Source organism: Enterobacter cloacae complex sp. SYL003 (assembly GCF_049236925.1).
Classification (GTDB): Bacteria; Pseudomonadota; Gammaproteobacteria; order Enterobacterales; family Enterobacteriaceae; genus Enterobacter; species Enterobacter intestinihominis.
This window is the reverse complement of sequence record NZ_JBMKJK010000015.1, coordinates 31,722-55,693: the sequence shown is the minus strand read 5'-3', so window position 1 is coordinate 55,693 and position 23,972 is coordinate 31,722. Positions and strand designations below refer to the sequence as shown.

At 58.3% G+C, this 23,972-nt stretch carries 23 protein-coding genes and 1 pseudogene; 21 read left to right on the top strand and 3 right to left on the bottom strand.

Features of this window, described 5'->3' with window-relative positions; genetic code table 11:
* Positions 1 to 142 precede the first annotated feature (142 nt).
* Positions 143 to 1,297 (bottom strand): methionine adenosyltransferase, encoded by a 1,155-nt coding sequence (gene metK / locus ACOT1A_RS18305; RefSeq protein WP_022649349.1) that lies wholly within the window; start codon positions 1,295 to 1,297, stop codon positions 143 to 145.
* 425 nt (positions 1,298 to 1,722) lie between these two features.
* Here metK and ACOT1A_RS18300 point away from each other — a divergent pair, with 425 nt between their 5' ends.
* From ACOT1A_RS18300 to speB, 4 genes are all read left to right on the top strand, one after another.
* Complete coding sequence (locus tag ACOT1A_RS18300) at positions 1,723 to 1,863, top strand: hypothetical protein (RefSeq protein ID WP_418251239.1); 141 nt, start codon at positions 1,723 to 1,725, stop codon at positions 1,861 to 1,863.
* 94 nt (positions 1,864 to 1,957) lie between these two features.
* Positions 1,958 to 2,089, top strand: a complete 132-nt coding sequence (gene yqgB, locus ACOT1A_RS18295) for an acid stress response protein YqgB (protein WP_057979949.1) — start codon at positions 1,958 to 1,960, stop codon at positions 2,087 to 2,089.
* An 8-nt stretch (positions 2,090 to 2,097) separates the two neighbouring features.
* Complete coding sequence (gene speA / locus ACOT1A_RS18290; RefSeq protein ID WP_063146833.1) at positions 2,098 to 4,074, top strand: biosynthetic arginine decarboxylase; 1,977 nt, start codon at positions 2,098 to 2,100, stop codon at positions 4,072 to 4,074.
* A 209-nt stretch (positions 4,075 to 4,283) separates the two neighbouring features.
* Positions 4,284 to 5,204 (top strand): agmatinase, encoded by a 921-nt coding sequence (speB, locus tag ACOT1A_RS18285; RefSeq protein WP_017382921.1) that lies wholly within the window; start codon positions 4,284 to 4,286, stop codon positions 5,202 to 5,204.
* A 76-nt stretch (positions 5,205 to 5,280) separates the two neighbouring features.
* Here the strand turns inward: speB and ACOT1A_RS18280 are convergent.
* Positions 5,281 to 5,613, bottom strand: a pseudogene (locus ACOT1A_RS18280) (MFS transporter); the annotation flags it as partial.
* A 415-nt stretch (positions 5,614 to 6,028) separates the two neighbouring features.
* Between ACOT1A_RS18280 and ACOT1A_RS18275 the strand changes: the two are divergent.
* The 14 genes from ACOT1A_RS18275 to ACOT1A_RS18210 all read left to right on the top strand — a co-directional run bounded on the left by ACOT1A_RS18275 (position 6,029) and on the right by ACOT1A_RS18210 (position 18,723).
* Positions 6,029 to 6,352, top strand: coding sequence for a Rieske (2Fe-2S) protein (locus tag ACOT1A_RS18275; protein ID WP_003860044.1), 324 nt, complete (start codon positions 6,029 to 6,031; stop codon positions 6,350 to 6,352).
* The gene (locus ACOT1A_RS18270) at positions 6,349 to 6,657 is read left to right on the top strand and encodes a recombinase-like helix-turn-helix domain-containing protein (protein WP_022649346.1); all 309 of its coding nucleotides are present in this window, start codon (positions 6,349 to 6,351) and stop codon (positions 6,655 to 6,657) included. The genes ACOT1A_RS18275 and ACOT1A_RS18270 overlap by 4 nt, the downstream gene beginning before the upstream one ends.
* A 10-nt stretch (positions 6,658 to 6,667) precedes the next feature.
* Positions 6,668 to 7,690 (top strand): aromatic ring-hydroxylating oxygenase subunit alpha, encoded by a 1,023-nt coding sequence (locus tag ACOT1A_RS18265; protein ID WP_017692695.1) that lies wholly within the window; start codon positions 6,668 to 6,670, stop codon positions 7,688 to 7,690.
* Positions 7,690 to 8,439, top strand: a complete 750-nt coding sequence (locus ACOT1A_RS18260; protein ID WP_023306909.1) for an SDR family oxidoreductase — start codon at positions 7,690 to 7,692, stop codon at positions 8,437 to 8,439. Before ACOT1A_RS18265 ends, ACOT1A_RS18260 begins: the two co-directional genes overlap by 1 nt.
* A gap of 12 nt (positions 8,440 to 8,451) precedes the next feature.
* Positions 8,452 to 9,240 (top strand): IclR family transcriptional regulator, encoded by a 789-nt coding sequence (locus ACOT1A_RS18255; protein WP_032671673.1) that lies wholly within the window; start codon positions 8,452 to 8,454, stop codon positions 9,238 to 9,240.
* Positions 9,241 to 9,318: 78 nt separating this feature from the next.
* Positions 9,319 to 10,245: a VOC family protein gene (locus ACOT1A_RS18250; protein ID WP_276170182.1), complete on the top strand. Its 927-nt coding sequence runs from the start codon at positions 9,319 to 9,321 to the stop codon at positions 10,243 to 10,245.
* Positions 10,242 to 11,429 (top strand): NAD(P)/FAD-dependent oxidoreductase, encoded by a 1,188-nt coding sequence (locus tag ACOT1A_RS18245; protein ID WP_276170181.1) that lies wholly within the window; start codon positions 10,242 to 10,244, stop codon positions 11,427 to 11,429. Before ACOT1A_RS18250 ends, ACOT1A_RS18245 begins: the two co-directional genes overlap by 4 nt.
* A gap of 25 nt (positions 11,430 to 11,454) precedes the next feature.
* Entirely contained in the window at positions 11,455 to 12,711 is a 1,257-nt protein-coding gene (locus ACOT1A_RS18240) for an MFS transporter (protein WP_022649340.1), read from the top strand.
* Positions 12,712 to 12,721: 10 nt separating this feature from the next.
* Positions 12,722 to 13,252, top strand: a complete 531-nt coding sequence (locus tag ACOT1A_RS18235) for a cupin domain-containing protein (protein ID WP_022649339.1) — start codon at positions 12,722 to 12,724, stop codon at positions 13,250 to 13,252.
* A 9-nt stretch (positions 13,253 to 13,261) separates the two neighbouring features.
* Positions 13,262 to 14,032, top strand: a complete 771-nt coding sequence (locus tag ACOT1A_RS18230; protein WP_038416704.1) for an alpha/beta fold hydrolase — start codon at positions 13,262 to 13,264, stop codon at positions 14,030 to 14,032.
* Complete coding sequence (locus ACOT1A_RS18225) at positions 14,016 to 14,810, top strand: SDR family oxidoreductase (protein ID WP_276170180.1); 795 nt, start codon at positions 14,016 to 14,018, stop codon at positions 14,808 to 14,810. The genes ACOT1A_RS18230 and ACOT1A_RS18225 overlap by 17 nt, the downstream gene beginning before the upstream one ends.
* A gap of 9 nt (positions 14,811 to 14,819) precedes the next feature.
* A complete protein-coding gene (locus ACOT1A_RS18220) occupies positions 14,820 to 15,590 on the top strand; it encodes an aspartate dehydrogenase (RefSeq protein WP_276170179.1) in 771 nt (256 codons plus the stop codon).
* 9 nt (positions 15,591 to 15,599) lie between these two features.
* On the top strand, positions 15,600 to 17,069 hold the full coding sequence (locus ACOT1A_RS18215; protein WP_276170178.1) for an aldehyde dehydrogenase: 1,470 nt from the start codon (positions 15,600 to 15,602) through the stop codon (positions 17,067 to 17,069).
* A gap of 13 nt (positions 17,070 to 17,082) precedes the next feature.
* Entirely contained in the window at positions 17,083 to 18,723 is a 1,641-nt protein-coding gene (locus ACOT1A_RS18210; RefSeq protein ID WP_276170177.1) for a thiamine pyrophosphate-binding protein, read from the top strand.
* 45 nt (positions 18,724 to 18,768) lie between these two features.
* Here ACOT1A_RS18210 and ACOT1A_RS18205 read toward each other — a convergent pair whose 3' ends face one another.
* Positions 18,769 to 19,527, bottom strand: coding sequence for a M48 family metallopeptidase (locus ACOT1A_RS18205; protein WP_003860073.1), 759 nt, complete (start codon positions 19,525 to 19,527; stop codon positions 18,769 to 18,771).
* A gap of 272 nt (positions 19,528 to 19,799) precedes the next feature.
* Between ACOT1A_RS18205 and tkt the strand changes: the two genes are divergently transcribed.
* The 3 genes from tkt to ACOT1A_RS18190 all read left to right on the top strand — a co-directional run bounded on the left by tkt (position 19,800) and on the right by ACOT1A_RS18190 (position 23,955).
* Positions 19,800 to 21,791, top strand: coding sequence for a transketolase (gene tkt, locus ACOT1A_RS18200; protein ID WP_041908344.1), 1,992 nt, complete (start codon positions 19,800 to 19,802; stop codon positions 21,789 to 21,791).
* Between the two features lie 313 nt (positions 21,792 to 22,104).
* Positions 22,105 to 22,548: a PTS mannitol transporter subunit IIA gene (gene cmtB, locus ACOT1A_RS18195; RefSeq protein WP_045623023.1), complete on the top strand. Its 444-nt coding sequence runs from the start codon at positions 22,105 to 22,107 to the stop codon at positions 22,546 to 22,548.
* A 27-nt stretch (positions 22,549 to 22,575) separates the two neighbouring features.
* Positions 22,576 to 23,955 (top strand): PTS mannitol transporter subunit IICB, encoded by a 1,380-nt coding sequence (locus ACOT1A_RS18190; RefSeq protein ID WP_276170176.1) that lies wholly within the window; start codon positions 22,576 to 22,578, stop codon positions 23,953 to 23,955.
* Positions 23,956 to 23,972: the final 17 nt, after the last annotated feature.

Genomic DNA, 23,972 nt, shown 5'->3' with positions numbered 1-23,972 from the left:
GGTTCCAAACATTGCCGGGTGGCGGCTGCGCCTTACCCGGCCTACAAAAATTCACTACCCGTAGGTCGGGTAAGGCTTAGCCGCCACCCGACATAAAAAAGGCCAGCACAAAGGCTGGCCTGTTTAAGCTGCTGGCAGTCGTTTATTTCAGACCGGCAGCATCACGCAGCAGGGCGGCTTTGTCGGTTTTTTCCCAAGGGAAATGTTCGCGACCAAAGTGACCGTACGCTGCGGTTTCCTGGTAGATTGGGTGCAGCAGATCCAGCATCTGAATCAGACCGTATGGACGCAGGTCGAAGAACTCACGCACCAGCAGGGTCAGCTGTTCAGAAGGCACTTTTTCAGTACCGAAGGTTTCCACCATGATGGAGGTTGGCTCAGCCACGCCGATGGCGTAGGAAACCTGAATTTCACAGCGGTCAGCCAGGCCCGCAGCAACGATGTTTTTCGCCACATAACGTGCAGCGTACGCCGCAGAACGGTCCACCTTAGACGGGTCTTTACCGGAGAACGCGCCGCCACCGTGGCGCGCCATGCCGCCGTAGGTATCTACGATGATTTTACGACCGGTCAGACCGCAGTCACCCATTGGGCCGCCGATAACGAAGCGTCCGGTTGGGTTGATGAAGAATTTGGTCGCAGAGCTCAGCCATTCAGTTGGCAGAACCGGCTTAATGATCTCTTCCATCACCGCTTCCTGCAGGGATTTCTGGTCAATATCTTCAGCATGCTGCGTGGAAAGAACCACGGCATCAATGCCGACGATTTTCCCGTCGTCATACTGGAAGGTCACCTGGCTTTTTGCATCCGGACGCAGCCACGGCAGGGTGCCGTTTTTACGCACTTCAGCCTGACGCTGCACCAGACGGTGTGCGTAAGTCACCGGCGCTGGCATCAGCACGTCGGTTTCGTTGGTCGCGTAGCCGAACATCAGGCCTTGGTCGCCCGCGCCCTGTTCCAGCGGATCGGCACGGTCAACGCCCTGGTTGATGTCCGGGGACTGTTTGCCGATAGCGCTCAGTACGGCGCAGGAGTTGGCATCAAAGCCCATATCAGAATGTACATAACCGATCTCACGCACCGTGTTACGGGTGATCTCTTCGATATCAACCCATGCGCTGGTGGTGATCTCACCGCCAACCAGAACCATGCCGGTTTTGACATAGGTTTCACACGCTACGCGCGCCTTTGGATCCTGCGCGAGGATCGCATCCAGCACCGCATCGGAGATTTGGTCAGCAATTTTATCAGGATGTCCTTCTGATACGGACTCGGACGTAAACAGGTGTTTTGCCATGTTTTATTTCACCTAAAAGGAATTTGGTTAGCTCGAACTGCTGTGTGGAATAGCCAAAGGAGATAATTCTACCAAGGCCTGCAGGATTTTGACACTGGCAGTCTGAGTGTTAATCGGTATGGATGGATTAACATCTGGACGTCTATTTTAGGTCACTTCTTCACCCGATTTCCAGTTTTTTTTGACTCACCTCTCACTGCGTTGAAAACACGGCTGGAAATTTTTCCTGACGGCGCTGGCAACCTGCGCATTTTTGTTTTGCTTTTTAGCGACCTTCTCGGTATAAAACGCGGCGCGCGGCTCATATAAAATAAGCGCTCGATGAACACATCGTGTCGCCACTTCCAGCCGGGTTAAGCAGTGAACTTTTAGCTTTGGCTTGTGGTCCGTTTCAGCAGAGGCGGCCGTGGAGGTGATACGAGATAATGAACCATTGTTTTCCGCTCATTCAGCGCAGTCGTTCTGGCGCGCATTTGATTCCCACCCGCACTTCTGGTCTAAACACCTGCCGATGTTATACCCATCTCGGTGCTTCTCAGGATTCCAGAGCCGGTCACGCTTTGTGAAAACTGAACAAGGGCGCTCTTGTTAATACAGGAGTTTTCTCGTGGTTTCGCCGAACCTTGTCATACAGAGTTCGGATACGTGTTTTACAATGATATGAATAAGAAACCGGTCGCACGGTCTGGATTTCAGCATACTCTGCTGGGAAATGGAGCCGTTAATGGGTTGTTATCGCCGTATAACGCTGCGATAGTAGTCAACTGTTTTACACTTAATACAAAGAGTTGAGGTTCGCTATGTCTGACGACATGTCTTCGCTTTCGCCTTCGTCAGCAGGCGAACAGGGTGTACTACGTTCTATGCAGGAGGTTGCGATGAGCTCCCAGGAAGCCAGCAAGATGCTGCGCACTTACAATATTGCCTGGTGGGGCAATAACTACTACGACGTTAACGAGCTGGGCCACATCAGTGTCTGCCCGGATCCGGACGTCCCGAAAGCGCGCGTGGATCTCGCTAAGCTGGTGAAAGCCCGTGAAGCCCAGGGTCAGCGCCTGCCTGCACTGTTCTGCTTCCCGCAGATCCTGCAACATCGCCTGCGTTCTATTAACGCCGCGTTCAAACGCGCGCGGGAATCGTATGGTTATAACGGCGACTATTTCCTCGTTTACCCGATCAAGGTAAACCAGCACCGTCGCGTGATTGAGTCCCTGATCCACTCCGGCGAACCGCTGGGCCTGGAAGCTGGCTCCAAAGCGGAGCTGATGGCGGTTCTGGCGCACGCGGGCATGACCCGGTCGGTGATCGTCTGTAACGGCTATAAAGACCGCGAATACATTCGTCTGGCGCTGATTGGCGAGAAGATGGGCCACAAGGTCTATCTGGTGATCGAGAAGATGACCGAAATCGCGATCGTGCTGGAAGAGGCCGAGCGTCTGAACGTGATCCCACGCCTTGGTGTGCGTGCGCGACTGGCGTCGCAGGGTTCCGGTAAATGGCAGTCTTCCGGCGGTGAAAAATCCAAGTTCGGCCTCGCGGCGAACCAGGTGCTTCAGCTGGTGGAAATTCTGCGCGAGCGCGGTCGTCTGGACAGCATTCAGCTGCTGCACTTCCACCTTGGCTCGCAGATGGCCAACATTCGCGACATTGCCACCGGCGTGCGTGAATCGGCACGTTTCTACGTTGAGCTGCACAAGCTTGGCGTAAATATTCAGTGCTTTGACGTGGGCGGTGGCTTGGGCGTGGATTACGAAGGGACACGCTCGCAGTCTGACTGCTCGGTCAACTACGGCCTGAACGAATACGCCAACAACATTATCTGGGCGATTGGCGATGCCTGCGAAGAGCACGGCCTGCCGCACCCGACGGTGATCACCGAATCCGGCCGCGCGGTCACTGCGCACCATACGGTGCTGGTCTCTAACATCATCGGCGTTGAGCGCAGCGAAATCACTGAAGCCACGCCTCCGGCAGACGATGCTCCACGTTCCCTGCAAAGCATGTGGGAAACCTGGCAGGAGATGCACGAGCCGGGCACGCGTCGTTCTCTGCGCGAATGGCTGCACGACAGCCAGATGGATCTGCACGACATTCACGTCGGTTATTCTTCAGGCACCTTTAGCCTGCAGGAACGCGCGTGGGCGGAGCAGCTCTATCTGAACATGTGCCATGAAGTGCAGAAGCAGCTCGATCCGAGCAACCGCGCACACCGTCCGATTATCGACGAGTTGCAGGAACGTATGGCGGACAAAATGTACGTCAACTTCTCCCTGTTCCAGTCGATGCCGGATGCCTGGGGTATCGACCAGCTGTTCCCGGTTCTGCCGCTGGAAGGGTTGAATCATGCGCCGGAACGCCGCGCGGTGCTGCTGGACATTACCTGTGACTCAGACGGCGCGATTGACCACTACGTCGACGGTGACGGTATCGCAACGACCATGCCAATGCCGGAGTACGATCCGGAGAACCCGCCAATGCTGGGCTTCTTTATGGTGGGTGCGTATCAGGAGATCCTCGGCAACATGCACAACCTGTTCGGTGATACCGAAGCGGTTGACGTGTTTGTCTTCCCTGACGGCAGCGTGGAGGTTGAGCTGTCCGACGAAGGGGACACCGTGGCGGATATGCTCGAATACGTTCAGCTGGATCCGAAAAAACTGCTCACCCAGTTCCGCGATCAGGTCAAAAACACCGGTCTGGACGATGCCTTGCAGCAGCAGTTCCTGGAAGAGTTTGAAGCGGGTCTGTACGGGTATACGTATCTGGAAGACGAGTAGTAAAACCTCCCTCTCACGGTGGGAGAGGGTTGGGGTGAGGGCATCAGACCGCACGATGCCCTATACTCACTTGAACCCGTATGAATTAACGGCGATAATTCGCCCCACTATGCGATTTACGAATCAATCCCTTCCTCGTCGGGTTTAACGACGCGGAGGGGATTTTTTTTCATCTGTTTTAATGTATCGACTTTATAAGAGGTCAGGACATGAGCACTTTAGGTCATCAGTACGATAACTCTCTGGTATCTAACGCGTTTGGTTTTTTACGCCTTCCGATGAATTTCCAGCCTTACGACAGCGATGCTGACTGGGTGATCACCGGCGTACCGTTCGACATGGCAACGTCCGGTCGTGCGGGTGGACGTCATGGCCCGGCGGCAATCCGTCAGGTTTCCACCAACCTGGCCTGGGAGCACAACCGCTTCCCGTGGAACTTCGACATGCGCGAGCGCCTGAACGTGGTGGACTGCGGTGATCTGGTGTACGCCTTCGGTGACGCGCGCGAAATGAGCGAAAAATTGCAGGCGCACGCCGAGAAGCTGCTGGCGGCCGGTAAACGCATGCTCTCCTTCGGCGGTGACCACTTCGTGACACTGCCGCTGCTGCGCGCCCACGCGAAGCACTTCGGTAAAATGGCGCTGGTGCACTTTGACGCGCATACCGACACCTACGCGAACGGCTGCGAATTCGACCACGGCACCATGTTCTACACCGCGCCGAAAGAAGGCCTGATCGATCCGAACCACTCCGTGCAGATCGGCATCCGCACCGAGTTCGACAAAGACAACGGCTTTACCGTACTCGACGCGGGCCAGGTGAACGATCGCGGCGTGGACGATATTCTGGCTCAGGTTAAGCAGATCGTCGGCGATATGCCTGTCTACCTGACCTTCGACATCGACTGCCTGGATCCGGCATTCGCACCGGGTACCGGTACGCCGGTGATCGGCGGCCTGACGTCAGACCGCGCCATCAAGCTGGTGCGCGGCCTGAAGGATCTGAACATTGTCGGGATGGACGTGGTGGAAGTGGCTCCGGCCTATGACCAGTCCGAGATCACCGCGCTGGCCGCGGCGACCCTGGCGCTGGAAATGCTCTACATCCAGGCAGCGAAAAAAGGCGAATAAGCCTTACGCGCTGATTGCTGCTGCGCGCCGCATGCGCAGCAGCAACATTCCCCAGGCCAGCGTGAAGGTGTAGACAAACCCCGGTTATTTCGCGGGCGATGACCATTCCCGTCAGCGAGCCTAACAAAGGCGAAACCGCGCAGACCGCGGCCCAAATCGCAATGCTGCTTAATAATCCCTGCCGATAATGAAGTTTGCTTTCAATAACCGGCGTTAATAATAGAGCGGAAAAACCATAACCCAGAAGAAAGCAGGTCATGAGTAGACCCTGTAACATTCTGTTTTCATTTAACTGAAAATGTTCGGCAAATTCCGGGTTTAAAATCATTACCGAGATATTTACCCGATCGACGTACGAAATAATAATGAGTAATAAAAGCGCAATCGTGCCTTGCCATCTTGCCGTCATCATGTCCGCCTTACGTTTTTTGTAACTTATATTTTTCATCAATGTGATTGTCACGGAGCTAAAATGATTCACCTGTGAAACTCATTGTTTATTAAAGATAAATTAAAAATCAGTTTCACCGGTGAAACGCGAAAGAGGTGACGTTAATTTATTTTTAAAGAGTAAAAAGAAAGGAAGTCAATATCTTTTATTCAAAATAAGAGACCATTAAAAAAACGTATTTCTCACGCTGTAATAATGAAAATTTCATATCGCTGCATTTTTTCGTGATCCCTTGCACACTTAGTTAATTAATTGCCGATCGATTAACAAATTCGTCACATTGTCGCTTGACGAAACATTCATCGCTTTTATATTGACCGTATTAAATAAGAAACAGAGTTTCATATATGAAACAAAAGCCTGGAGGATCGTGATGAGCTGGATAGGCGTATGTGACGCAGAACAAGTACAGGAAGATTTCCCTTTTAGCGGCAACGTCGACGGGAAAGAGATCGGCGTTTACCTGATCGACGGTGAATATTACGCGCTGGAAGACGTATGCCCCCACGCCTATGCCCTGCTGAGTCAGGGCTTCGTAGAAGACGGCAAGGTGGAATGCCCGCTGCACGAGGCGGTGTTCGACGTCAAAACCGGCCAGTGTCTGCACGGCCCCGGAGGACGCAACCTCAACCGTTACCCGGTTCGGGTCTTTGAAAACCAGATTCAGATTACCTTTGTTGAGGAGACCGTGGCATGAGCGACACGCTGAACTACAACCCGGCGCTGCCGGAAAGCCGCCAGTTTACCCCGCCGGCAGAGGGCGGTAATGGCGCCATTCACAAGCCGGGCGAGTACCAGAACCTGATCTGGCAGACCCGCAGCCGCGAGCCGGAAAGCTGGGAGGTGAAGCTGATTGCGACGCTGGAAGAGCTCTTCGAACAGGGCGTTGAAACCCTGCCGGAGCTGGTAAACGGGCTGAACGCGGTGCGCATGCACGACCAGCAGGGCGAGCCGTGGAGCGACGCCAGCTTCCAGGCATTCTTACAGGTTAACGGCTACTGAGGGCAACGCGATGACAACGACCGTACAACACTATCTGGATAAAGGCCTGCGCGGCCTCTGGTATCCGGTGCTGGCGAGCTGGGAAGTGCAGTCTGCTCCTGTGGGCATCACCCGCCTGGGCGAGCAGATTGTGGTCTGGCGCAACAAAGACGGCCAGGTGCAGGCGCTGGAGGACCGCTGTCCGCACCGCGGCGCGCGCCTGTCGATGGGCTGGAACCTCGGCGACCGCATCGCCTGCTGGTATCACGGCGTAGAGGTGGCGGGCAACGGCGAGGTGAAAGACGTGCCCGCTGTGGATAAATGTCCGCTGGTCGGCCAGCAGTGCGTGCGCAGCTATAACGTGCAGGAGGCGCACGGCGCCATCTTCCTCTGGTTTGGCGTCACCGCGGATCAGCAGCCGGACGAACTGACCTTCCCGGATGAACTCGCCGACACGGAAAACTTCAGCAACTTCCTCTGCACCGCCGCGTGGAAATGCAATTACCAGTACGCGCTGGAAAACGTGATGGACCCGATGCACGGCACCTATCTGCACTCCTCCTCGCACTCGATGGCGGAAGGGGATCGCAAGGCCGACATGGTGCTCCAGCCGACCAAAACCGGCTTTATCTTTGAGAAGAAAGGGCAGAGCGGCGTCAACTTCGACTGGGTGGAGCTGGGCAACAGCGGCACCTGCTGGATGCGTCTCTCCATTCCGTACAAGAAGCGTTTCGGGCCGGGCGGCCACTTCTTTATCGTCGGCATGGTGGTGCCGGAAGATAACGACAACTGCCGCGTCTTCTTCTGGCGCATTCGCCGGGTGCAGGGCTGGCAGCGCGATATGTGGCGCTTCATGTACCGCAACCGGCTGGAAAAACTGCACTGGGAAGTGCTGGAGCAGGACCGCGTGGTGCTGGAGAGCCTGGCGCCAAACGCCCGCGATCATGAATACCTGTATCAGCACGACGTTGGCCTCTCGCGCCTGCGTCGCATGATGCAAAAGGCCGCCAAAGAGCAGCTGGCGATGCGTGAAGCACAGCAGGGGGCCGCCTGATGAACGGGCTGCTGAGCGGTAAACGCATCGTCATAACCGGCGCCGCGCGCGGGCTGGGCTACCACTTTTCCCAGGCCTGCGCGGAGCAGGGTGCGGCGGTGGTGATGTGCGACATCCTCAAAGGCGAGCTGGCCGAGAGCGCCCACCGGCTGAGCGAGCGGGGATATGCGATCGAATCGCACGTTATCGATCTGGCCGATCCGCAGTCCATTGAGCAGGTGTTCAGCGCGATTGGCGAGCAGGGGCAGATTGACGGTCTGGTGAACAACGCGGCGATGGCGACGGGCGTCGGCGGCAAAAATATGCTCGATTACGATCCGGATCTCTGGGATCGGGTGATGAGCGTCAACGTCAAAGGCACCTGGCTGGTAACGCGCGCCGCCGTACCGCTGCTACGCGAGGGGGCGGGCATCGTGAACGTCGCGTCCGACACCGCGCTGTGGGGCGCGCCGCGCCTGATGGCCTACGTCGCCAGCAAGGGCGCCGTGATTGCCATGACCCGGTCAATGGCGCGCGAACTGGGTGAAAAGCGTATACGCATTAACGCCATCGCGCCGGGGCTAACCCGCGTCGAGGCGACGGAATATGTCCCCGCCGAACGGCATCAGCTCTACGAAAACGGCCGCGCGTTAACGGGCGCGCAGCAGCCGGAAGACGTCACCGGCAGCGTGGTCTGGCTGTTAAGCGATCTGTCGCGGTTCATCACCGGACAGCTGATCCCGGTCAACGGCGGTTTTGTCTTTAACTAAGGTAGGGCGATGATGGCAAACGATCAGGAAGTGAAGTATCTGGTGCCGGGGCTGGAGCGCGGTTTACAGCTGCTGTTGGCCTTTGGCGAGCAGCATCGCGATCTGACCTTTGCCGAACTGCATCGGCTGGTGGATATGCCGAAGGCCACCGCCTATCGCGTGGTACAGACGCTGGAGTACATGGGATTTCTGGAGCGCAACACGCGCACCAATACCTTTTCGCTGGGCATGAACGTGCTGCGTCTTGGCTTTGAGTACATCGCCTCGCTGGACGTGGCGCAGGTCGGCCAGCCGGTGATCGAGCAATTGCGCGACGTGAGCCAGTGCAGCAGCCATCTGGCGATCCGCGACGGGCGCGACATTATCTATATCGCCCGCGTCAGCGCCGCCGGGTCGCGTATCAACCAGGTCAGCATTGGTACCCGTCTGCCGGTGCACTGCACCTCGCTGGGCCGCATGCTGTTGACCGATATTTCCCGCGCTGATTTCGAACAGCTGTTCCCGCATGAGCGCCTGCCGGGCAACACGCCGGGGCAGCTTCACGACCGTGAAGCCCTGTGGCAGATGGTGCAGCAGGACAAAGCCCGCGGGTATGTCATCGGCGAATCCTTCTTCCGCCACGGCATCTCTTCCATCGTCTACCCGGTGTATGACCGAAGCGGCCGCGTGGCGGCGGTGGTCAGCATTCTGGTGCCGTCGGAGGAGATCCCACTGAGCGACCGCGAGCGCCTGCAAAACGAGGTTCGCCTCGCGGCGGATAAAATTTCTGGCTTCTTAGGGTATCTGTCACAGGCCAGTTAAATCAGTGAGTTAACGTCAGGCGCTTGACTGCGTCGGGCATGTTTTACGCCCAATCTGGGCCAGATGAGGCAACGAACGATGAGTATAACCGGAATTGAAAAGCTGGAATTTGGTGTGGAAGACCTGACGCACTGCGCCAAATTTATGCGTGATTTTGGCCTGACGGGCGATGCCAGCGGCCAGCGTTTCACCACCCTGAGCGGCGCGCGCGTGGAGCTTAACCCGATCGACAGCCCCGACCTGCCGCCCGCGTTTGAAGCGGGCAACACTCTGCGCCGCATGACCTGGGCGGTTGCCAGCCAGTCTGAGCTGGATGCGCTGCGCCCGAAGCTGGCGCAACAGCCAGGTTTTCGTGAAGTGGGCGACGCGCTGGAATGCCTGGATCCGAACGGCATGACGCTGCGCGTGCAGGTGACCCAGCAGACCGACGTGGAGCTTAACGTCGAGCCAATAAACCAGTGGGGCGACGCCCGCCGTATCGACACGCCCAGCCCGGTTTACGATCGCGCCCAGCCGATCAACGTGGGGCATGTGGTGTTCTTCGTGGAAGAGCTGGCGGCAGTGGAGAAATTCTACCGCGAGGTGCTCGGCTTCCAGGTCTCGGATCGCTATATCAACCGCGCCGTGTTCCTGCGCTGCGGGGCGCGTGGCGGCCATCACAACCTGTTCTTGCTGCAACTGCCGAACCGCAAGCGCGGCCTCAACCATGTGGCCTTCACCGTGCGCGACATCCACGAGGTGATCGGCGGCGGTATCGCGATGAATAAACATGACTGGAGCACCTTTATCGGGCCGGGCCGTCATCCGGTGTCGTCGGCGTACTTCTGGTACGTCAACAGCCCGACCGGCGGCGCGTTTGAGTATTACACCAACGACGACTACCTGACCGAAAACTGGCAGCCGCGCGAGCTGGAGCACTCCCTGGTCTCCTTTACCGAATGGGCGGTGGAGGGCGGGATTGACCACGACACGCGCCGTCAGCAGAAAAGGCCGGAGGCGGTATGACGTCGCGCATTGTCATTATCGGCGGCGGCCAGGCGGGCGGCTGGGCGGCGAAAACCCTGCGTGACGAGGGCTTCGACGGCGAGATTTGCGTGGTGGCGGAAGAGGAATGGGATTTCTACGAGCGGCCGCCGCTGTCAAAAGCGTCTCTGCTGGAGCCGGACTCCGCGCTTCCGCGGCTGTTTAGCGAAGAAGCGCAGCAGGCGCTGAACCTGATCTGGTACCGCCCGCTGCGTGCTGAATCAGTCGATCGTGAAGAGAAAATCGTGCGTTTAAGCAACGGCGAATGTCTTAGTTACAACATCCTTTTAATCGCTACCGGCGGTCGGGCGCGCCTGCCTTCGCAGGCGTGGGCCAGCCATCCGCAGGTCTACACCCTGCGCCACTGGCAGGACGCGCAGCGCCTGAAAAGTCGCCTGTCGGAAAGTCACAAACTGGCGATTATCGGCGGCGGCTGGATTGGCCTTGAGATTGCCGCTTCCGCGCGGAAAAGCGGCGTAGCGGTCGCGCTATTCGAGCAGCAGCCTGCGCTGTGCATGCGCTCGGTGAGCAGCGAGGTGTCCCAGCGCCTGGAGGCCCTTCACCGCGAGCAGGGCGTGGATATCCGTACCGGCTGCGGCGCGCTGGAGCTGGAGGACGACGGCGGACTGCCGGTCATCCACTGCGACGGCAACCGTGAAACCTTTGATACGGTCGTGGTCGGGATCGGCGTCGATCTCAATCTGGAGCTGGCGCTTGATGCGGGGCTGAAAACCGGGCGCGGGATCGTGGTGGATGCCCAGGGGCGCACCTCGGATCCGTTCATCTTTGCCGCAGGCGATGTCGCCCAGCACCATCACTACGGCCTGTGCATCCAGTCCTGGGCCTTCGCCCAGAATCAGGCGGTGGCGACGGCGAAAGCGATGCTCAATCCCGATGCGCCAGGCTACGACGACGCGCCGTGGCTGTGGTCGGATCAATACCAGCACAACATTCAGATCCTCGGTATTCCGCAGCCGGAGAGTAAAACGATAGTGCGTGAAGATGCGCTGTTCTTCTCGCTGGATGAAAACGGGCGGCTGACGCAGCTGGTGGCGTTCAACGATGCGCGCACCGTCAAGCTGGCGAAGCGCTGGATGGCGGCGGGGCGGGATCTGTCGAACGTACCGCTTGCCGACCCGACATTTTCACTGATGTCACTGCGATAGCTAACCCGCACCCGTAGGGGGAGAGATGACCACACTAGAGACGAACACCGCGCCGGTTGAGGCGAGCGGTGAGGGGACCCGCACGCCCGAAAAAGCGGTGCGCTGGGCCATCCCGTTGTCGCTGCTGGCCTGCGTGCTGCTGGCGTTTTTCGACAAAATCAGCATCGCGGCGCTCTTTTCGGATACCCATTTCCAGCAGGCGATGGGCATTGATTTCGACACCACGCGCCTCGGCATATTGATGAGCGCCTTCCTGCTGAGCTACGGCTTTTCGTCGGTATTTTTGAGCGGTTTAGGCGACAAAATCGCGCCGCTGCGCCTGCTCACCGGGATGATGGCTGTGTGGTGCGTGCTGATGGTGGCGATGGGCTTTACCCATAACTACACGCTGATGATCGTCCTGCGCATCCTGCTGGGCGTGGCGGAAGGGCCGCTGTTCCCGCTGGCTTTCGCCATCGTGCGCCACAACTTCCCGCAGCATCTGCAGGCGCGCGCCACCATGCTGTGGCTGCTGGGCACACCGGTAGGGGCGGCAATTGGCTTCCCGCTCTCCCTCTGGCTGCTGAACACCTTCGGCTGGCAGAGCACCTTCTTTGTCATGGCCATGCTTACCGTGCCGGTGCTTATCTTTGTACGCATCGGCCTGCGCGGGATCCGTCTGGAGGCTAAACCCGGCACCTCGCAGGCGTCTCAGGACGAGCGGCGCGCGGCGCGGCGCGAGCTGTTCGTCAGCCCGCATTTCTGGATCATCTGCATCTTTAACATCGCGTTCCTGACCTACCTGTGGGGCATCAACGGCTGGCTGCCGGGCTACCTGATCAAAGGCAAAGGCATTCACCTTGAGCATGCAGGCTGGCTGTCGTCGATGCCGTTCATCGCCATGCTGGCGGGGGAAGTGATTGGCGCGTGGCTCTCGGACAGGGTCGATAAGCGCGCGGCGGCCTGCTTTATCTCGATGGCGGGGGCGGCGGTGGGGCTGGCGGCGGTGATGCACCTCGATACCCCGCTCGCCGTCATCGCGGCGATGAGCTTCAGCACCTTTATGTGGGGCACCGGCGCGCCCAACATTTTCGCCCTGCTGGCGAAGGCCACCCATCCCCGGGTGAGCGCCACGGCGGGCGGCATTTTCAACGGGCTGGGAAACTTTGCAGGCGCGCTGTCGCCGGCGGTGATGGGCGCGCTTATCGCCTTCACCCACAGCATGGATTCCGGGCTGATTTTTCTGGCGGTGATGGCGGCGGTGGGCTGCGTCCTGTTACTGCCGCTGCTGAGACGTTACTGAGGAGAGTGTCATGACTGATTCAACCGTAACCCACAAAACGGGCATCAAACCTGACCATCTGACGATGGAAGAGTGGGTCGAGTCGCGCATCGCGCGCTTCGAAGGCCGTAAATACGACTGGAACGCGCTGAAGTTCCAGGCCGATTTTGACCCGAAATACCGCCGGGCGCAGATGCGCTACATCGGCACCGGCGCAACCGGCGTGGCGAACGACACCAATACCGTGCAGGCGGACCATTTTACCTTCTCCACCATGGTACTGCCGTCGAAGTGCGAAGGGCCGCTGCACCTGCACGACGACGTAGAAGAGGTGTTCTTCATGCTCAAGGGGCAGATCACGCTGATGATCCAGGACGGCGACAACTACACCGAAACCGTGCTGCGCGAGCGTGACCTGATCTCCGTCCCGCCGGGCATCTATCGCGGCCTGTTTAACCACGGGGAAGAGGAGGCGCTGATGTGCGTCATGCTGGGGACCAACAAGCCGGAAATCCCGACCTATCCGTCCGACCATCCGCTCTCGAAAGTGAAGCGGAACTAAGGGGGCGCCATGACGGGTTTTCGTGAACAGGGAAGCGGCATTCCGCTGATGCTGCTACACGGGATCAGCTCTGGCGCTGCGTCCTGGCACAAGCAGATGGCGCTGAACGGTTTTCGCGTGCTGGCGTGGGACATGCCCGGTTATGGCGAAAGCCCGATGCTGGCCGTCGCGCGGGCAAACGCGGGGGATTACGCCGACGTGCTGGCGGCGATGCTGGATCGCGCCGGTGTCTGGCAGGCGGTGCTGGTGGGCCATTCCCTGGGGGCACTGGTCGCAAGTGCCTTTGCGGCGAAGTTCCCGGATCGCGTCATTCATCTTGTACTGGCCGACGCTGCGCAGGGCTACGGCAATGCCGCGCCGGAGCAGCGGGAGCAGGTCTGGCGCAACCGCGAGCAGCAGATGGCGTTGGGCGGCGAAATCCTCGCCCAGACCCGTGCCGCGAAGCTGCTGCGCCCCGGCGCGCGCGCGGAAGATATCGCCACCGTCGCGGCGGGCATGCGCACGCTGCGCCCGGAAGGCTACCTTGCCGCCGCGTGGATGCTGGCGCATGACGACATTCACGGCTGGCTTAAACGATACTCCGGCACGTTTGAAGTCTGGTGCGGCGAGCAGGACGCGATAACGCAGCCCGAACTGGTGCAGGGGCTGGCGCTGCGCTACGGCATGCCGTTTACCGCCATTCCGCAGGCCGGGCACGCCAGCTATCTCGATAACGACGTGTTTTTCAACCAACAGCTTTTACGCATTAACGAAGAGGTGCGCGATGAATGCACAAATTGACGGGCGCGTAGCGGTAGTCACCGGCGGTTCTTCTGGCATTGGCTTTGAAACGCTGCGCCTGCTGCTGGGTGAAGGGGCGAAAGTCGCCTTCTGCGGCCGTGACCCGGATCGGCTCGCCAGCGCCCATGCGACGCTGCAAAACGAATTCCCCCACGGGGAGATTTTTTCTTACCGCTGCGACGTGCTGAATGCCGACGAGGTTCAGGCCTTTGCGGATGCGGTGCAGGCGCGCTTTGGCGCGGCGGACCTGCTGATCAACAACGCCGGGCAGGGCTACGTGGCGCACTTCCATGACACCCAGCGCGAGGCGTGGCTGCACGAGGCAGAGCTGAAGCTGTTTGGCGTCATCAATCCGGTGCAGGCGTTTCAGCCGCTGCTGGAGCAGTCAGACATTGCCTCTGTTACCTGCGTCAACTCCCTGCTGGCGCTACAGCCGGAGGAGCACATGATCGCTACCTCCGCTGCTCGTGCCGCGCTGCTGAACATGACGCTGACGCTCTCGAAAGAGCTGGTGGGTAAAGGCATTCGCGTCAATTCCATTTTGCTCGGCATGGTGGAGTCCGGCCAGTGGCAGCGCCGCTTTGAAAACCGGGCGGACAAAAGCCAGAGCTGGCCGGAGTGGACGGCGGATATCGCGCGCAAGCGCGGCATTCCAATGGCGCGCCTCGGCAAGCCGCAGGAGCCCGCGCAGGCGCTGCTGTTCCTCGCCTCGCCGCTGGCCTCGTTTACCACCGGCGCCGCGCTGGACGTTTCCGGCGGCTTCTGTCGCCATCTGTAAGGACGCATCATGAAAAAGGTAATGTTGATTGGTTTTGGTGCCATGGCGCAGGCGGTGATTGAGCGCCTGCCCGCCGGTGTGGCTATCGGCTGGATCGTGGCGCGCGCGTCTCACCATGCCGCCATTCACGACCAGTTTGGCGATGCGGTCGAGGCGCTGACGTCGCCAATGGCGTGCGCGCAAACGCCGGATCTGGTGCTGGAATGCGCCAGCCAGCAGGCGGTGGCCCAGTACGGGGAAGAGATCCTGCATCGCGGCTGGCATCTGGCCGTCATTTCCACCGGCGCGCTGGCGGACAGCGCGCTGGAGCAGCGCCTGCTCGCGGCGGGCGGAAAACTGACTCTGCTTTCCGGTGCAATGGCCGGTATCGACGGGCTGGCGGCAGCGAAAGAGGGTGGGCTTGAACGCGTCACCTATCAGTCGCGCAAAAGCCCGGCCAGCTGGCGCGGCAGCTATGCCGAGCAGCTTATCGATCTGAATTCAGTGGCTGAGGCAAAGGTCTTTTTTGAAGGCAGCGCTCGCGAGGCGGCGCGGCTGTTCCCGGCGAACGCCAACGTAGCGGCGACCGTGGCGCTCGGCGGCGTCGGGATGGATGACACTCGCGTGCAGCTGATGGTTGACCCGGCAACGAAACGTAACACCCACACGCTGCACGTCGAAGGATTATTCGGCGAGTTCCATCTGGAGCTGAGCGGGCTGCCGCTGGCGTCTAACCCTAAAACCTCCACCCTGGCGGCACTGAGCGCGGTGCGCGCCTGCCGCGAGCTGGCCCTGAGCTGAGGAGTGACGATGGACGATCTGAAGATTTTTATCGGCGGACAGTGGCGACACGGCGGAGGTAACCCGATGCAGAGCCACTTCCCGGCAGACGGGTCGATCAACGCGACGCTGAACGCCGCCAGTCTGGATGACCTGGAGGAGGCGGTAGACGCCGGAGAGCGCGCCTGGCGCGATCCCGCCTGGCGTAACAGCCTTCCGCACGTGCGGGCGAAGATCCTGCACAAGGTGGCGGATCTTATTGAATCCCGTGTGGATGAACTGGCGCAGATGCAGAGCCGGGATAACGGCAAGCCGCTGGCGGAAGCGTGCGGGCTGGTGATGAGCACGGCGGGAACGGCGCGCTACTTTGCCGCCGCCTGCGAGCTGCTGGAGGGTGAACTTCCGACACCGCGCCAGCCGGATCTGCTGACGCTGAGCCGCTACGAGCCCCTTGGCGTGGTGGCGGCCATCACGCCGTGGAACTCGCCGATTGCCAGCGAAATGCAGAAGGTCGCACCGGCGATTGCCGCCGGGAACGCGGTGATCCTCAAGCCCGCCGAAGCCACGCCGCTGATGGCGCTGGAGCTGGCGCGGATTTTTGAACAGGCCGGGCTGCCCGCCGGGCTGCTGAGCGTGCTGCCGGGCAAAGGCTCGGTGATTGGTGATGCGCTGGCGCGTCATCCTCGCGTGCGCAAAATTTCCTTTACCGGCGGAACCACTGCGGGCCGTCATCTGGCGCACGTGGCGGCGGAAAAACTGATCCCGGCCTCGCTGGAGCTGGGCGGCAAATCGCCGACTATCGTGCTGGAGGATGCCGATATCGAACAGGCGGCGCGTGGGATCTGCTACGGCATTTTCAGCTCGGCGGGGCAGGCGTGCATCGCCGGATCGCGGCTGTTTATCCACGAGAGTATTTACGCCCCGCTGATGGCGAGGCTGCTGGAATTAACTCGCGGGCTGCGCGTCGGGCATCCGTTTACCGACGGCGTCCATGTAGGACCGCTGATCGGCGAAAAACATCGCCAGAGCGTGATCGAGTACGTCGAACTGGCGAAGCGGGAAGGGGGCCGCGTGCTGTGCGGCGGCGAGATCCCCGCCGATCCCGCTCTGGCAAACGGCAGCTTCTTCCAGCCAACCATTATCGAAGGGCTACACAACAGCGCCCGCGCATGTCAGGAAGAGATCTTCGGCCCGGTGCTGGTGGCGATGCCGTTTCGCGATGAAGCGGCGCTTATTCGCGAGGCGAACGACTCGGTTTACGGCCTGGCGGCGGGGATCTGGACGCGCGATACCGGGCGCGCCCTGCGTCTCAGCGAGCAGCTGGAGGCAGGCACGGTGTGGATCAACACCTACAAAGTTTTTGCGATTTCGACCCCGTTCGGGGGCTTTAAAGAGAGCGGTCTGGGCCGCGAGAAGGGTATCCAGGGGCTGAAAGCCTGGATGCAACAAAAGAGCATTTATCTGGCGACGGGTAACAGCGTCAACCACTGGTGCGAATGAGAAAGGGTGAGCAATGAGCGAAATGATAACCGTCGGCGACGCCATCGCCAGAACGCTGGAGCAGTATCAGGTTGAGGCCATCTACGGCGTCATCTCCATTCACAACCTGCCGATAGCGGATGCGGTTGGGCAGCGGGGCAATATCCGCTTTGTACCCGCGCGCGGTGAAGCCGGTTCCGTCACCATGGCCGATGCTCACGGGCGCTTTTCCGGCCTCGGCGTGGCGCTGACCAGCACCGGCGCGGGGGCCGGGAACGCGGTAGGCGCGCTGGTGGAAGCGATGAATGCCTGCACGCCGCTGCTGCATTTAACCGGGCAGGTAGAGAAAGCCTGGCTGGACGCCGACACCGGGTTTATCCATGAAACCCGCGATCAGCTGACCTTCCTGAAGGCCAGCTCAAAACGGGCGTACCGTATCAGCAATGCGAATCAGGCGATAGCCATTCTGCATAAAGCCATCCAGGACGCGCAGACCCCGCCGTGCGGACCGGTTTCGGTGGAAATCCCGATTGATATTCAGGGCGCCAAAATTCCGCTGTCGCTGGTAACCGCCCCGGTCAAACCGGCATCGGTTCCAGCCGTGGATACCGGGATGGTTGACGCGCTGTGGGCGCAGATCAAACAGGCGAAACAGCCGCTGCTGTGGCTGGGCGGCGGGGCGCTGGGTAGCGCTGAGGCGGTGAAAAAACTGGCGGATGCGGGCATCACCGTGATTTCCAGCACCCACGCGCGCGGCGTGCTGCCGGACAACCACCGCGCCAGCCTGCGGGCGTTCCACAACTCGCCGTCGGTGGAGGCGCTGATTGCGCAGTGTGATTTTACGCTGGTCGCCGGTTCACGTCTGCGCAGCAACGAAACCCGCTCCTGGACGCTTGAGCTGCCGTCCCCGTGCGTGCAGATTGATATCGACCCGGCGGCAGCCAGCCGTAACTACCTGATGGATAGCACGTTGATAGCCGATTGTTCAGCGCTGCTTGGCGCGCTGGCTAAAAAAGTGCAGGGCCGCGAGTGGGGCAACGCGCAGTGGGATATGCAGGTGCAGCAGGCGGTCGGGCAAGCTGAGCAGGGGCTGCGCGAGCAGTGCGGCGCCTATGCGAAGCTTAACGACGCCATAGAAAAAGCCCTGCCGAAAGACGGCCTGCTGGTGCGCGATATCACCGTGTCCGGCAGCCTGTGGGGTAGCCGCCTGTTCAGGGCTAACGGTCCGCTGCTGAACATTCACTCCCTCGCCGGGGCGATTGGTATGGGACTGCCGATGGCCATCGGCACCGCGATTGCTAACCCGCAGCGTAAGGTGGTGGGACTGGTGGGCGACGGCGGCCTGAGCCTCAATTTAGGCGAGCTGGCGACGCTGGCGCAGGAGAAAGCCAACGTGACGCTGCTCATCATGAACGACGGGGGCTACGGCGTAATGCGCGGTATTCAGGATAAATATTTTGGCGGGCGTCAGTATTATAACGCGCTGCATACACCGGATTTTACCCTGCTGGCGCAGGCGATTGGCCTACAGGCCTGGAGCGTTGAGCGGGCTGAGGACTTTGATGCGGTGATGACGGAAGCGCTGGCGATGCCGGGGCCGTCGGTGGTGGAAGTGCGGATGGGGCAGATTGGCGCCCTGAAGTTTGCCGGGCCGCCACAGAAAACGCTGTACTGATTGAGCCTTGTTGCCCGGTAGCGCGGCGCGCACCGGGCCGAAGTTTTATTTAATTCCGTCTGCCGCCATGCGGTCACGGATATGCTGCGCGCGTTCAACGGAGGCCGGGTGATCGTCAAACATGGAGCTTTGACGGCCTTCCTCCAGTTTCGCCAGTTTTTCGAAGCTGGTGGCTAAACCCGATGGATTGATGCCGCGTTTGCGCAACAGATCGTAAGAGTAGTCATCCGCTTCCGACTCCTGACGTTGGGAGAACTGGGAGTTAACCAGTTTCTCACCCACGTCGCCCAGCTGCGACTGGGACAGGCTGCCGACAATGCCGCCCGCAGAGGCCGCCGCAGCACGCACGGCATTGGTGCCCAGCGCAACCTGCATCCCTTTCTTCACGTGACCGAGAGCAACGTGACCCATTTCATGGCCGATCACCGCTTCCACTTCGTTGTCGGTCATCATGTCCATCAGGCCGCTGTAAACGCGGATACAGCCGTTAGCCATCGCGAAGGCGTTGACGTCTTTCGCCATATACACCTTGTAGTTAACCGGCTGACCGTTAATGTTGTCGCCCAGCGCGGAAGCAATCTTGTTCAGACGCTGCGTGTAGGTGCTGTTTGCCGGGGCAAGCGTAGCTTTTCCATCCATATCCTTACAGGCCTCGTCGCTCAGCGCTTTCACCTGCGCATCGCTCAATGAGTAGGCCTGAAAAGCTTCTGCGCCTGAGGTCATCAGGCCGTTAGAATCCATATTCTGACAGCCGCTTAGCAGGAGCGTTGTTCCCACAGCCAGCCCAATTGCACGCATTTTCATGATGTTGCTTCCGTACTCGTTAATCTGAATTAATTCCGAAAAATGCACCGTCAACGAAGCCGGTGTCGGGCTAAGTATAAGGAATATCTACAGGGGCGGGCGAGTAGATTGCGCAACATGCGAGCATGATCCAGAGATTTCTTAAGCTGCAAAAGAATGGTCCATGTACATGCCCTGCGGCTTGGGTTACATTGTTGGCACTTTTTTCCGGCGTAGCCCAAAACGCGCTGTCGTCAAGGGCATGGCCTTTAACAGTCCGATCTGGAGTTAAAATGTCCTCACGTAAAGAGCTTGCTAATGCTATTCGTGCGCTGAGCATGGACGCAGTACAGAAAGCCAAATCCGGCCACCCGGGCGCCCCTATGGGCATGGCTGACATCGCCGAAGTCCTGTGGCGTGATTTCCTTAACCACAACCCGCAGAACCCGGCATGGGCAGACCGCGACCGTTTCGTGCTGTCTAACGGCCATGGCTCTATGCTGATCTACAGCCTGCTGCACCTCACTGGCTACGATCTGCCAATTGAAGAGCTGAAAAACTTCCGTCAGCTGCACTCCAAAACTCCAGGTCACCCGGAAGTGGGCTACACCGCTGGCGTTGAAACCACTACCGGTCCGCTGGGTCAGGGCATTGCGAATGCCGTGGGTATGGCGATTGCTGAGAAGACCCTGGCGGCACAGTTCAACCGTCCTGGCCACGACATCGTTGACCACTTCACCTATGCGTTCCTGGGCGACGGCTGCATGATGGAAGGCATTTCTCACGAAGTGTGCTCCCTGGCAGGCACCCTGAAGCTGGGTAAACTGGTTGCGTTCTACGACGACAACGGCATCTCCATCGACGGTCACGTTGAAGGCTGGTTCACTGACGACACCGCCGCACGTTTCGAAGCCTACGGCTGGCACGTTGTGCGCGGCGTTGATGGCCACGATGCTGACTCGATTAAACGTGCCGTAGAAGAAGCGCGCGCCGTGACCGACAAACCGTCCCTGCTGATGTGCAAAACCATCATCGGCTTCGGTTCTCCGAACAAAGCGGGCACTCACGACTCCCACGGCGCACCACTGGGCGACGCGGAAATCGCACTGACCCGTGAAGCGCTTGGCTGGAAACACCCTGCCTTCGAAATCCCATCTGAAATCTACGCGCAGTGGGATGCGAAAGAAGTGGGCCAGGCGAAAGAAGCAGCCTGGAACGAGAAGTTTGCGGCTTACGCGAAAGCCTTCCCACAGGAAGCGGCTGAATTCACCCGTCGTATGAAAGGCGACATGCCGTCTGACTTCGACGCGAAAGCGAACGAGTTCATTGCGAAGTTGCAGGCGAACCCGTCTAAAATCGCCAGCCGTAAAGCGTCTCAGAATGCGATCGAAGCGTTTGGTCCTCTGCTTCCAGAATTCCTCGGCGGTTCCGCTGACCTGGCGCCATCTAACCTGACCCTGTGGTCTGGCTCTAAGCCAATCAACGAAGACACTGCCGGTAACTACATCCATTATGGTGTACGTGAATTCGGTATGACCGCGATTGCCAACGGTATCGCTCTGCACGGTGGTTTCCTGCCGTACACCTCTACCTTCCTGATGTTCGTAGAGTATGCACGTAACGCCGTGCGTATGGCCGCGCTGATGAAACAGCGTCAGGTGATGGTCTACACCCACGACTCCATCGGTCTGGGCGAAGATGGTCCAACTCACCAGCCGGTAGAGCAGGTGGCTTCCCTGCGCGTGACCCCGAACATGAGCACATGGCGTCCATGTGACCAGGTTGAATCTGCGGTGGCGTGGAAATACGGCGTTGAGCGTCAGGACGGCCCGACTGCGCTGATCCTCTCCCGTCAGAACCTGGCGCAGCAGGAACGTACCCCAGAGCAGCTGGCAAACATCGCCCGCGGTGGTTACGTGCTGAAAGATTGCGCGGGCCAGCCTGAGCTGATCTTTATCGCGACCGGTTCTGAAGTTGAACTGGCCGTTGCCGCATGGGAAAAACTGACTGCTGAAGGCGTGAAAGCGCGCGTGGTTTCCATGCCGTCTACCGATGCGTTCGACAAGCAGGATGCCGCGTACCGCGAATCTGTACTGCCTAAAGCGGTCTCCGCTCGCGTGGCAGTGGAAGCGGGTATCGCTGATTACTGGTTCAAATACGTGGGTCTGAACGGCGCTATCGTCGGTATGACCACGTTTGGTGAGTCTGCGCCGGCTGAACAGCTGTTTGAAGAGTTTGGCTTCACCGTTGAGAACGTTGTCGCTAAAGCGAAAGAACTGCTGTAAATCTCTCCGTGAGGCAAACGGGTCGCTCAGGCGGCCCGTTTTTATTTTGGTGGTATTTTCTTTGGTGTTAACAACATATATTTGGTGATTTCCATCACAAATACGAAAAGTTATAATATGTTTAATTTGCAATGGATATCACATATATAGACTTGCTTTTTAATTTCTTGTTTTTAACGATCTGTTTTTATTCGTTTTATTAAAATCCACTCTGACATGCTCGCTATTTTCTCTCCGTTTGATTTCATTTTACCGCAGGCGTATTTTGTTTTTAGCGATACGTTGTACCCTAAAAATAAAATAAGGATGATATATGCGGTTAATTGATTATTTCCCTGAATCCTCAATATCAATAAAATCCGCAGCAAAGGACTGGCAGGAAGCCATTGATTTTTCCATGTCGTCTTTGCTGCAAAATCATTGTATTAACGCTGATTATATTGAAGCAATTAAAACCTCGACGCTCACTAATGGTCCTTATTACATTCTCGCTCCGGGTGTAGCGATGCCTCATGCCCGTCCGGAGTGCGGTGCCTTAAAAACAGGTATGTCATTAACGCTTCTTAAACAGGAAGTGCAATTTGCCGACGACGATGAGCCAGTAAAATTACTCATTGGTTTATCTGCGGCGGATGCGGATTCACATATCGACGCTATCCAGGCATTAAGCGAGTTATTATGTGAAGAAGATATGCTGTCAGCGTTGTTAACCGCTAAGTCAGAAAAGCAACTGGCGGATATTATCGCTCGCGCATAATTATTCTCTCCTTTACAGGATATTATTATGGAACACAAGTCTGCTCGTGCAAAGGTCCAGGCTTTTGGGGGCTTTTTGACTGCAATGGTCATCCCGAATATTGGCGCTTTTATTGCCTGGGGATTTATTACCGCATTATTTATACCAACCGGATGGATGCCAAATGAGCATTTCGCCAAAATTGTCGGACCGATGATCACCTATTTACTGCCGGTGATGATTGGCTCTACCGGTGGACACCTGGTTGGCGGCAAACGTGGGGCGGTGATGGGGGGGATCGGCACTATCGGCGTGATCATCGGCGCGGATATTCCTATGTTCCTCGGCTCAATGATCATGGGGCCACTCGGCGGCCTGGTGATTAAGCATATCGACCGAATGCTGGATAAACGCATTCCAGCGGGTTTTGAGATGGTCATCAACAACTTCTCGCTGGGTATTGCGGGCATGATCCTCTGCCTGCTGGGGTTTGAAGTCATCGGTCCTGCGGTGTCGATTGCCAATAACTTTATTAAAGAGTGTATTGAATCACTGGTACATGCAGGCTACTTGCCGCTGCTGTCGTTGATTAACGAACCGGCAAAAATCCTGTTTTTAAATAACGCTATCGATCAGGGGGTTTATTATCCGCTGGGGATGCAGCAGGCTTCCGAGACGGGTAAATCCATCTTCTTTATGGTGGCCTCCAACCCCGGGCCGGGTTTAGGCCTGCTGCTGGCTTTTGCTTTTTTCGGCAAAGGAATGGCGAAAAAGTCAGCCCCCGGCGCGATGATCATTCACTTCCTGGGCGGCATTCATGAGCTCTATTTCCCTTACGTACTGATGAAACCACTGACGCTGATTGCGATGATTGCTGGCGGCATGAGCGGGACGTGGCTATTTAACCTGTTAGGCGGTGGACTGGTGGCTGGCCCAAGTCCGGGTTCGATTTTCGCCTACCTCGCGTTAACGCCTAAAGGCGCATTCCTCGCCACGATTGCTGGCGTAACGGCAGGCACGCTGGTCACCTTTGCGGTCGCCTCTTTTATCCTGAAGATGGATAAAAATAGCGAAGCTGAAACGGAAGATACTTTCAATGATTCTGCCAACGCCGTAAAAGCCATGAAGCAGGAAGGCAAATTTTCTTACCAGGATGTTAAGCATATCGCTTTTGTCTGCGATGCCGGAATGGGCTCCAGCGCTATGGGCGCGACGACATTCCGGAAGCGCCTGGAAAAAGCCGGACAAAATATCGAAGTAAAACATTATGCCATCGAAAATGTGCCTGACGACGCGGACATTATTGTTACCCATGCCAGCCTGGAGGGGCGCGCTAAACGGGTCAGTGACAAACCGTTAGTGTTGATAAAAAACTATCTCGGCGATCCGAATCTTGACGAATTATTTAAGCATCTAACGGCGAATTAATCTATCTGGTTCCTGGA

What these genes read in the sequence shown, in the direction of transcription:
- metK (WP_022649349.1), bottom strand. Translation starts at nt 1,297, where the DNA reads ATGGCAAAACACCTGTTTACGTCCGAGTCCGTATCAGAAGGACATCCT.
- ACOT1A_RS18300 (WP_418251239.1), top strand. Translation starts at nt 1,723, where the DNA reads ATGAACCATTGTTTTCCGCTCATTCAGCGCAGTCGTTCTGGCGCGCAT.
- yqgB (WP_057979949.1), top strand. Translation starts at nt 1,958, where the DNA reads ATGAATAAGAAACCGGTCGCACGGTCTGGATTTCAGCATACTCTGCTG.
- speA (WP_063146833.1), top strand. Translation starts at nt 2,098, where the DNA reads ATGTCTGACGACATGTCTTCGCTTTCGCCTTCGTCAGCAGGCGAACAG.
- speB (WP_017382921.1), top strand. Translation starts at nt 4,284, where the DNA reads ATGAGCACTTTAGGTCATCAGTACGATAACTCTCTGGTATCTAACGCG.
- ACOT1A_RS18275 (WP_003860044.1), top strand. Translation starts at nt 6,029, where the DNA reads ATGAGCTGGATAGGCGTATGTGACGCAGAACAAGTACAGGAAGATTTC.
- ACOT1A_RS18270 (WP_022649346.1), top strand. Translation starts at nt 6,349, where the DNA reads ATGAGCGACACGCTGAACTACAACCCGGCGCTGCCGGAAAGCCGCCAG.
- ACOT1A_RS18265 (WP_017692695.1), top strand. Translation starts at nt 6,668, where the DNA reads ATGACAACGACCGTACAACACTATCTGGATAAAGGCCTGCGCGGCCTC.
- ACOT1A_RS18260 (WP_023306909.1), top strand. Translation starts at nt 7,690, where the DNA reads ATGAACGGGCTGCTGAGCGGTAAACGCATCGTCATAACCGGCGCCGCG.
- ACOT1A_RS18255 (WP_032671673.1), top strand. Translation starts at nt 8,452, where the DNA reads ATGGCAAACGATCAGGAAGTGAAGTATCTGGTGCCGGGGCTGGAGCGC.
- ACOT1A_RS18250 (WP_276170182.1), top strand. Translation starts at nt 9,319, where the DNA reads ATGAGTATAACCGGAATTGAAAAGCTGGAATTTGGTGTGGAAGACCTG.
- ACOT1A_RS18245 (WP_276170181.1), top strand. Translation starts at nt 10,242, where the DNA reads ATGACGTCGCGCATTGTCATTATCGGCGGCGGCCAGGCGGGCGGCTGG.
- ACOT1A_RS18240 (WP_022649340.1), top strand. Translation starts at nt 11,455, where the DNA reads ATGACCACACTAGAGACGAACACCGCGCCGGTTGAGGCGAGCGGTGAG.
- ACOT1A_RS18235 (WP_022649339.1), top strand. Translation starts at nt 12,722, where the DNA reads ATGACTGATTCAACCGTAACCCACAAAACGGGCATCAAACCTGACCAT.
- ACOT1A_RS18230 (WP_038416704.1), top strand. Translation starts at nt 13,262, where the DNA reads ATGACGGGTTTTCGTGAACAGGGAAGCGGCATTCCGCTGATGCTGCTA.
- ACOT1A_RS18225 (WP_276170180.1), top strand. Translation starts at nt 14,016, where the DNA reads ATGAATGCACAAATTGACGGGCGCGTAGCGGTAGTCACCGGCGGTTCT.
- ACOT1A_RS18220 (WP_276170179.1), top strand. Translation starts at nt 14,820, where the DNA reads ATGAAAAAGGTAATGTTGATTGGTTTTGGTGCCATGGCGCAGGCGGTG.
- ACOT1A_RS18215 (WP_276170178.1), top strand. Translation starts at nt 15,600, where the DNA reads ATGGACGATCTGAAGATTTTTATCGGCGGACAGTGGCGACACGGCGGA.
- ACOT1A_RS18210 (WP_276170177.1), top strand. Translation starts at nt 17,083, where the DNA reads ATGAGCGAAATGATAACCGTCGGCGACGCCATCGCCAGAACGCTGGAG.
- ACOT1A_RS18205 (WP_003860073.1), bottom strand. Translation starts at nt 19,527, where the DNA reads ATGAAAATGCGTGCAATTGGGCTGGCTGTGGGAACAACGCTCCTGCTA.
- tkt (WP_041908344.1), top strand. Translation starts at nt 19,800, where the DNA reads ATGTCCTCACGTAAAGAGCTTGCTAATGCTATTCGTGCGCTGAGCATG.
- cmtB (WP_045623023.1), top strand. Translation starts at nt 22,105, where the DNA reads ATGCGGTTAATTGATTATTTCCCTGAATCCTCAATATCAATAAAATCC.
- ACOT1A_RS18190 (WP_276170176.1), top strand. Translation starts at nt 22,576, where the DNA reads ATGGAACACAAGTCTGCTCGTGCAAAGGTCCAGGCTTTTGGGGGCTTT.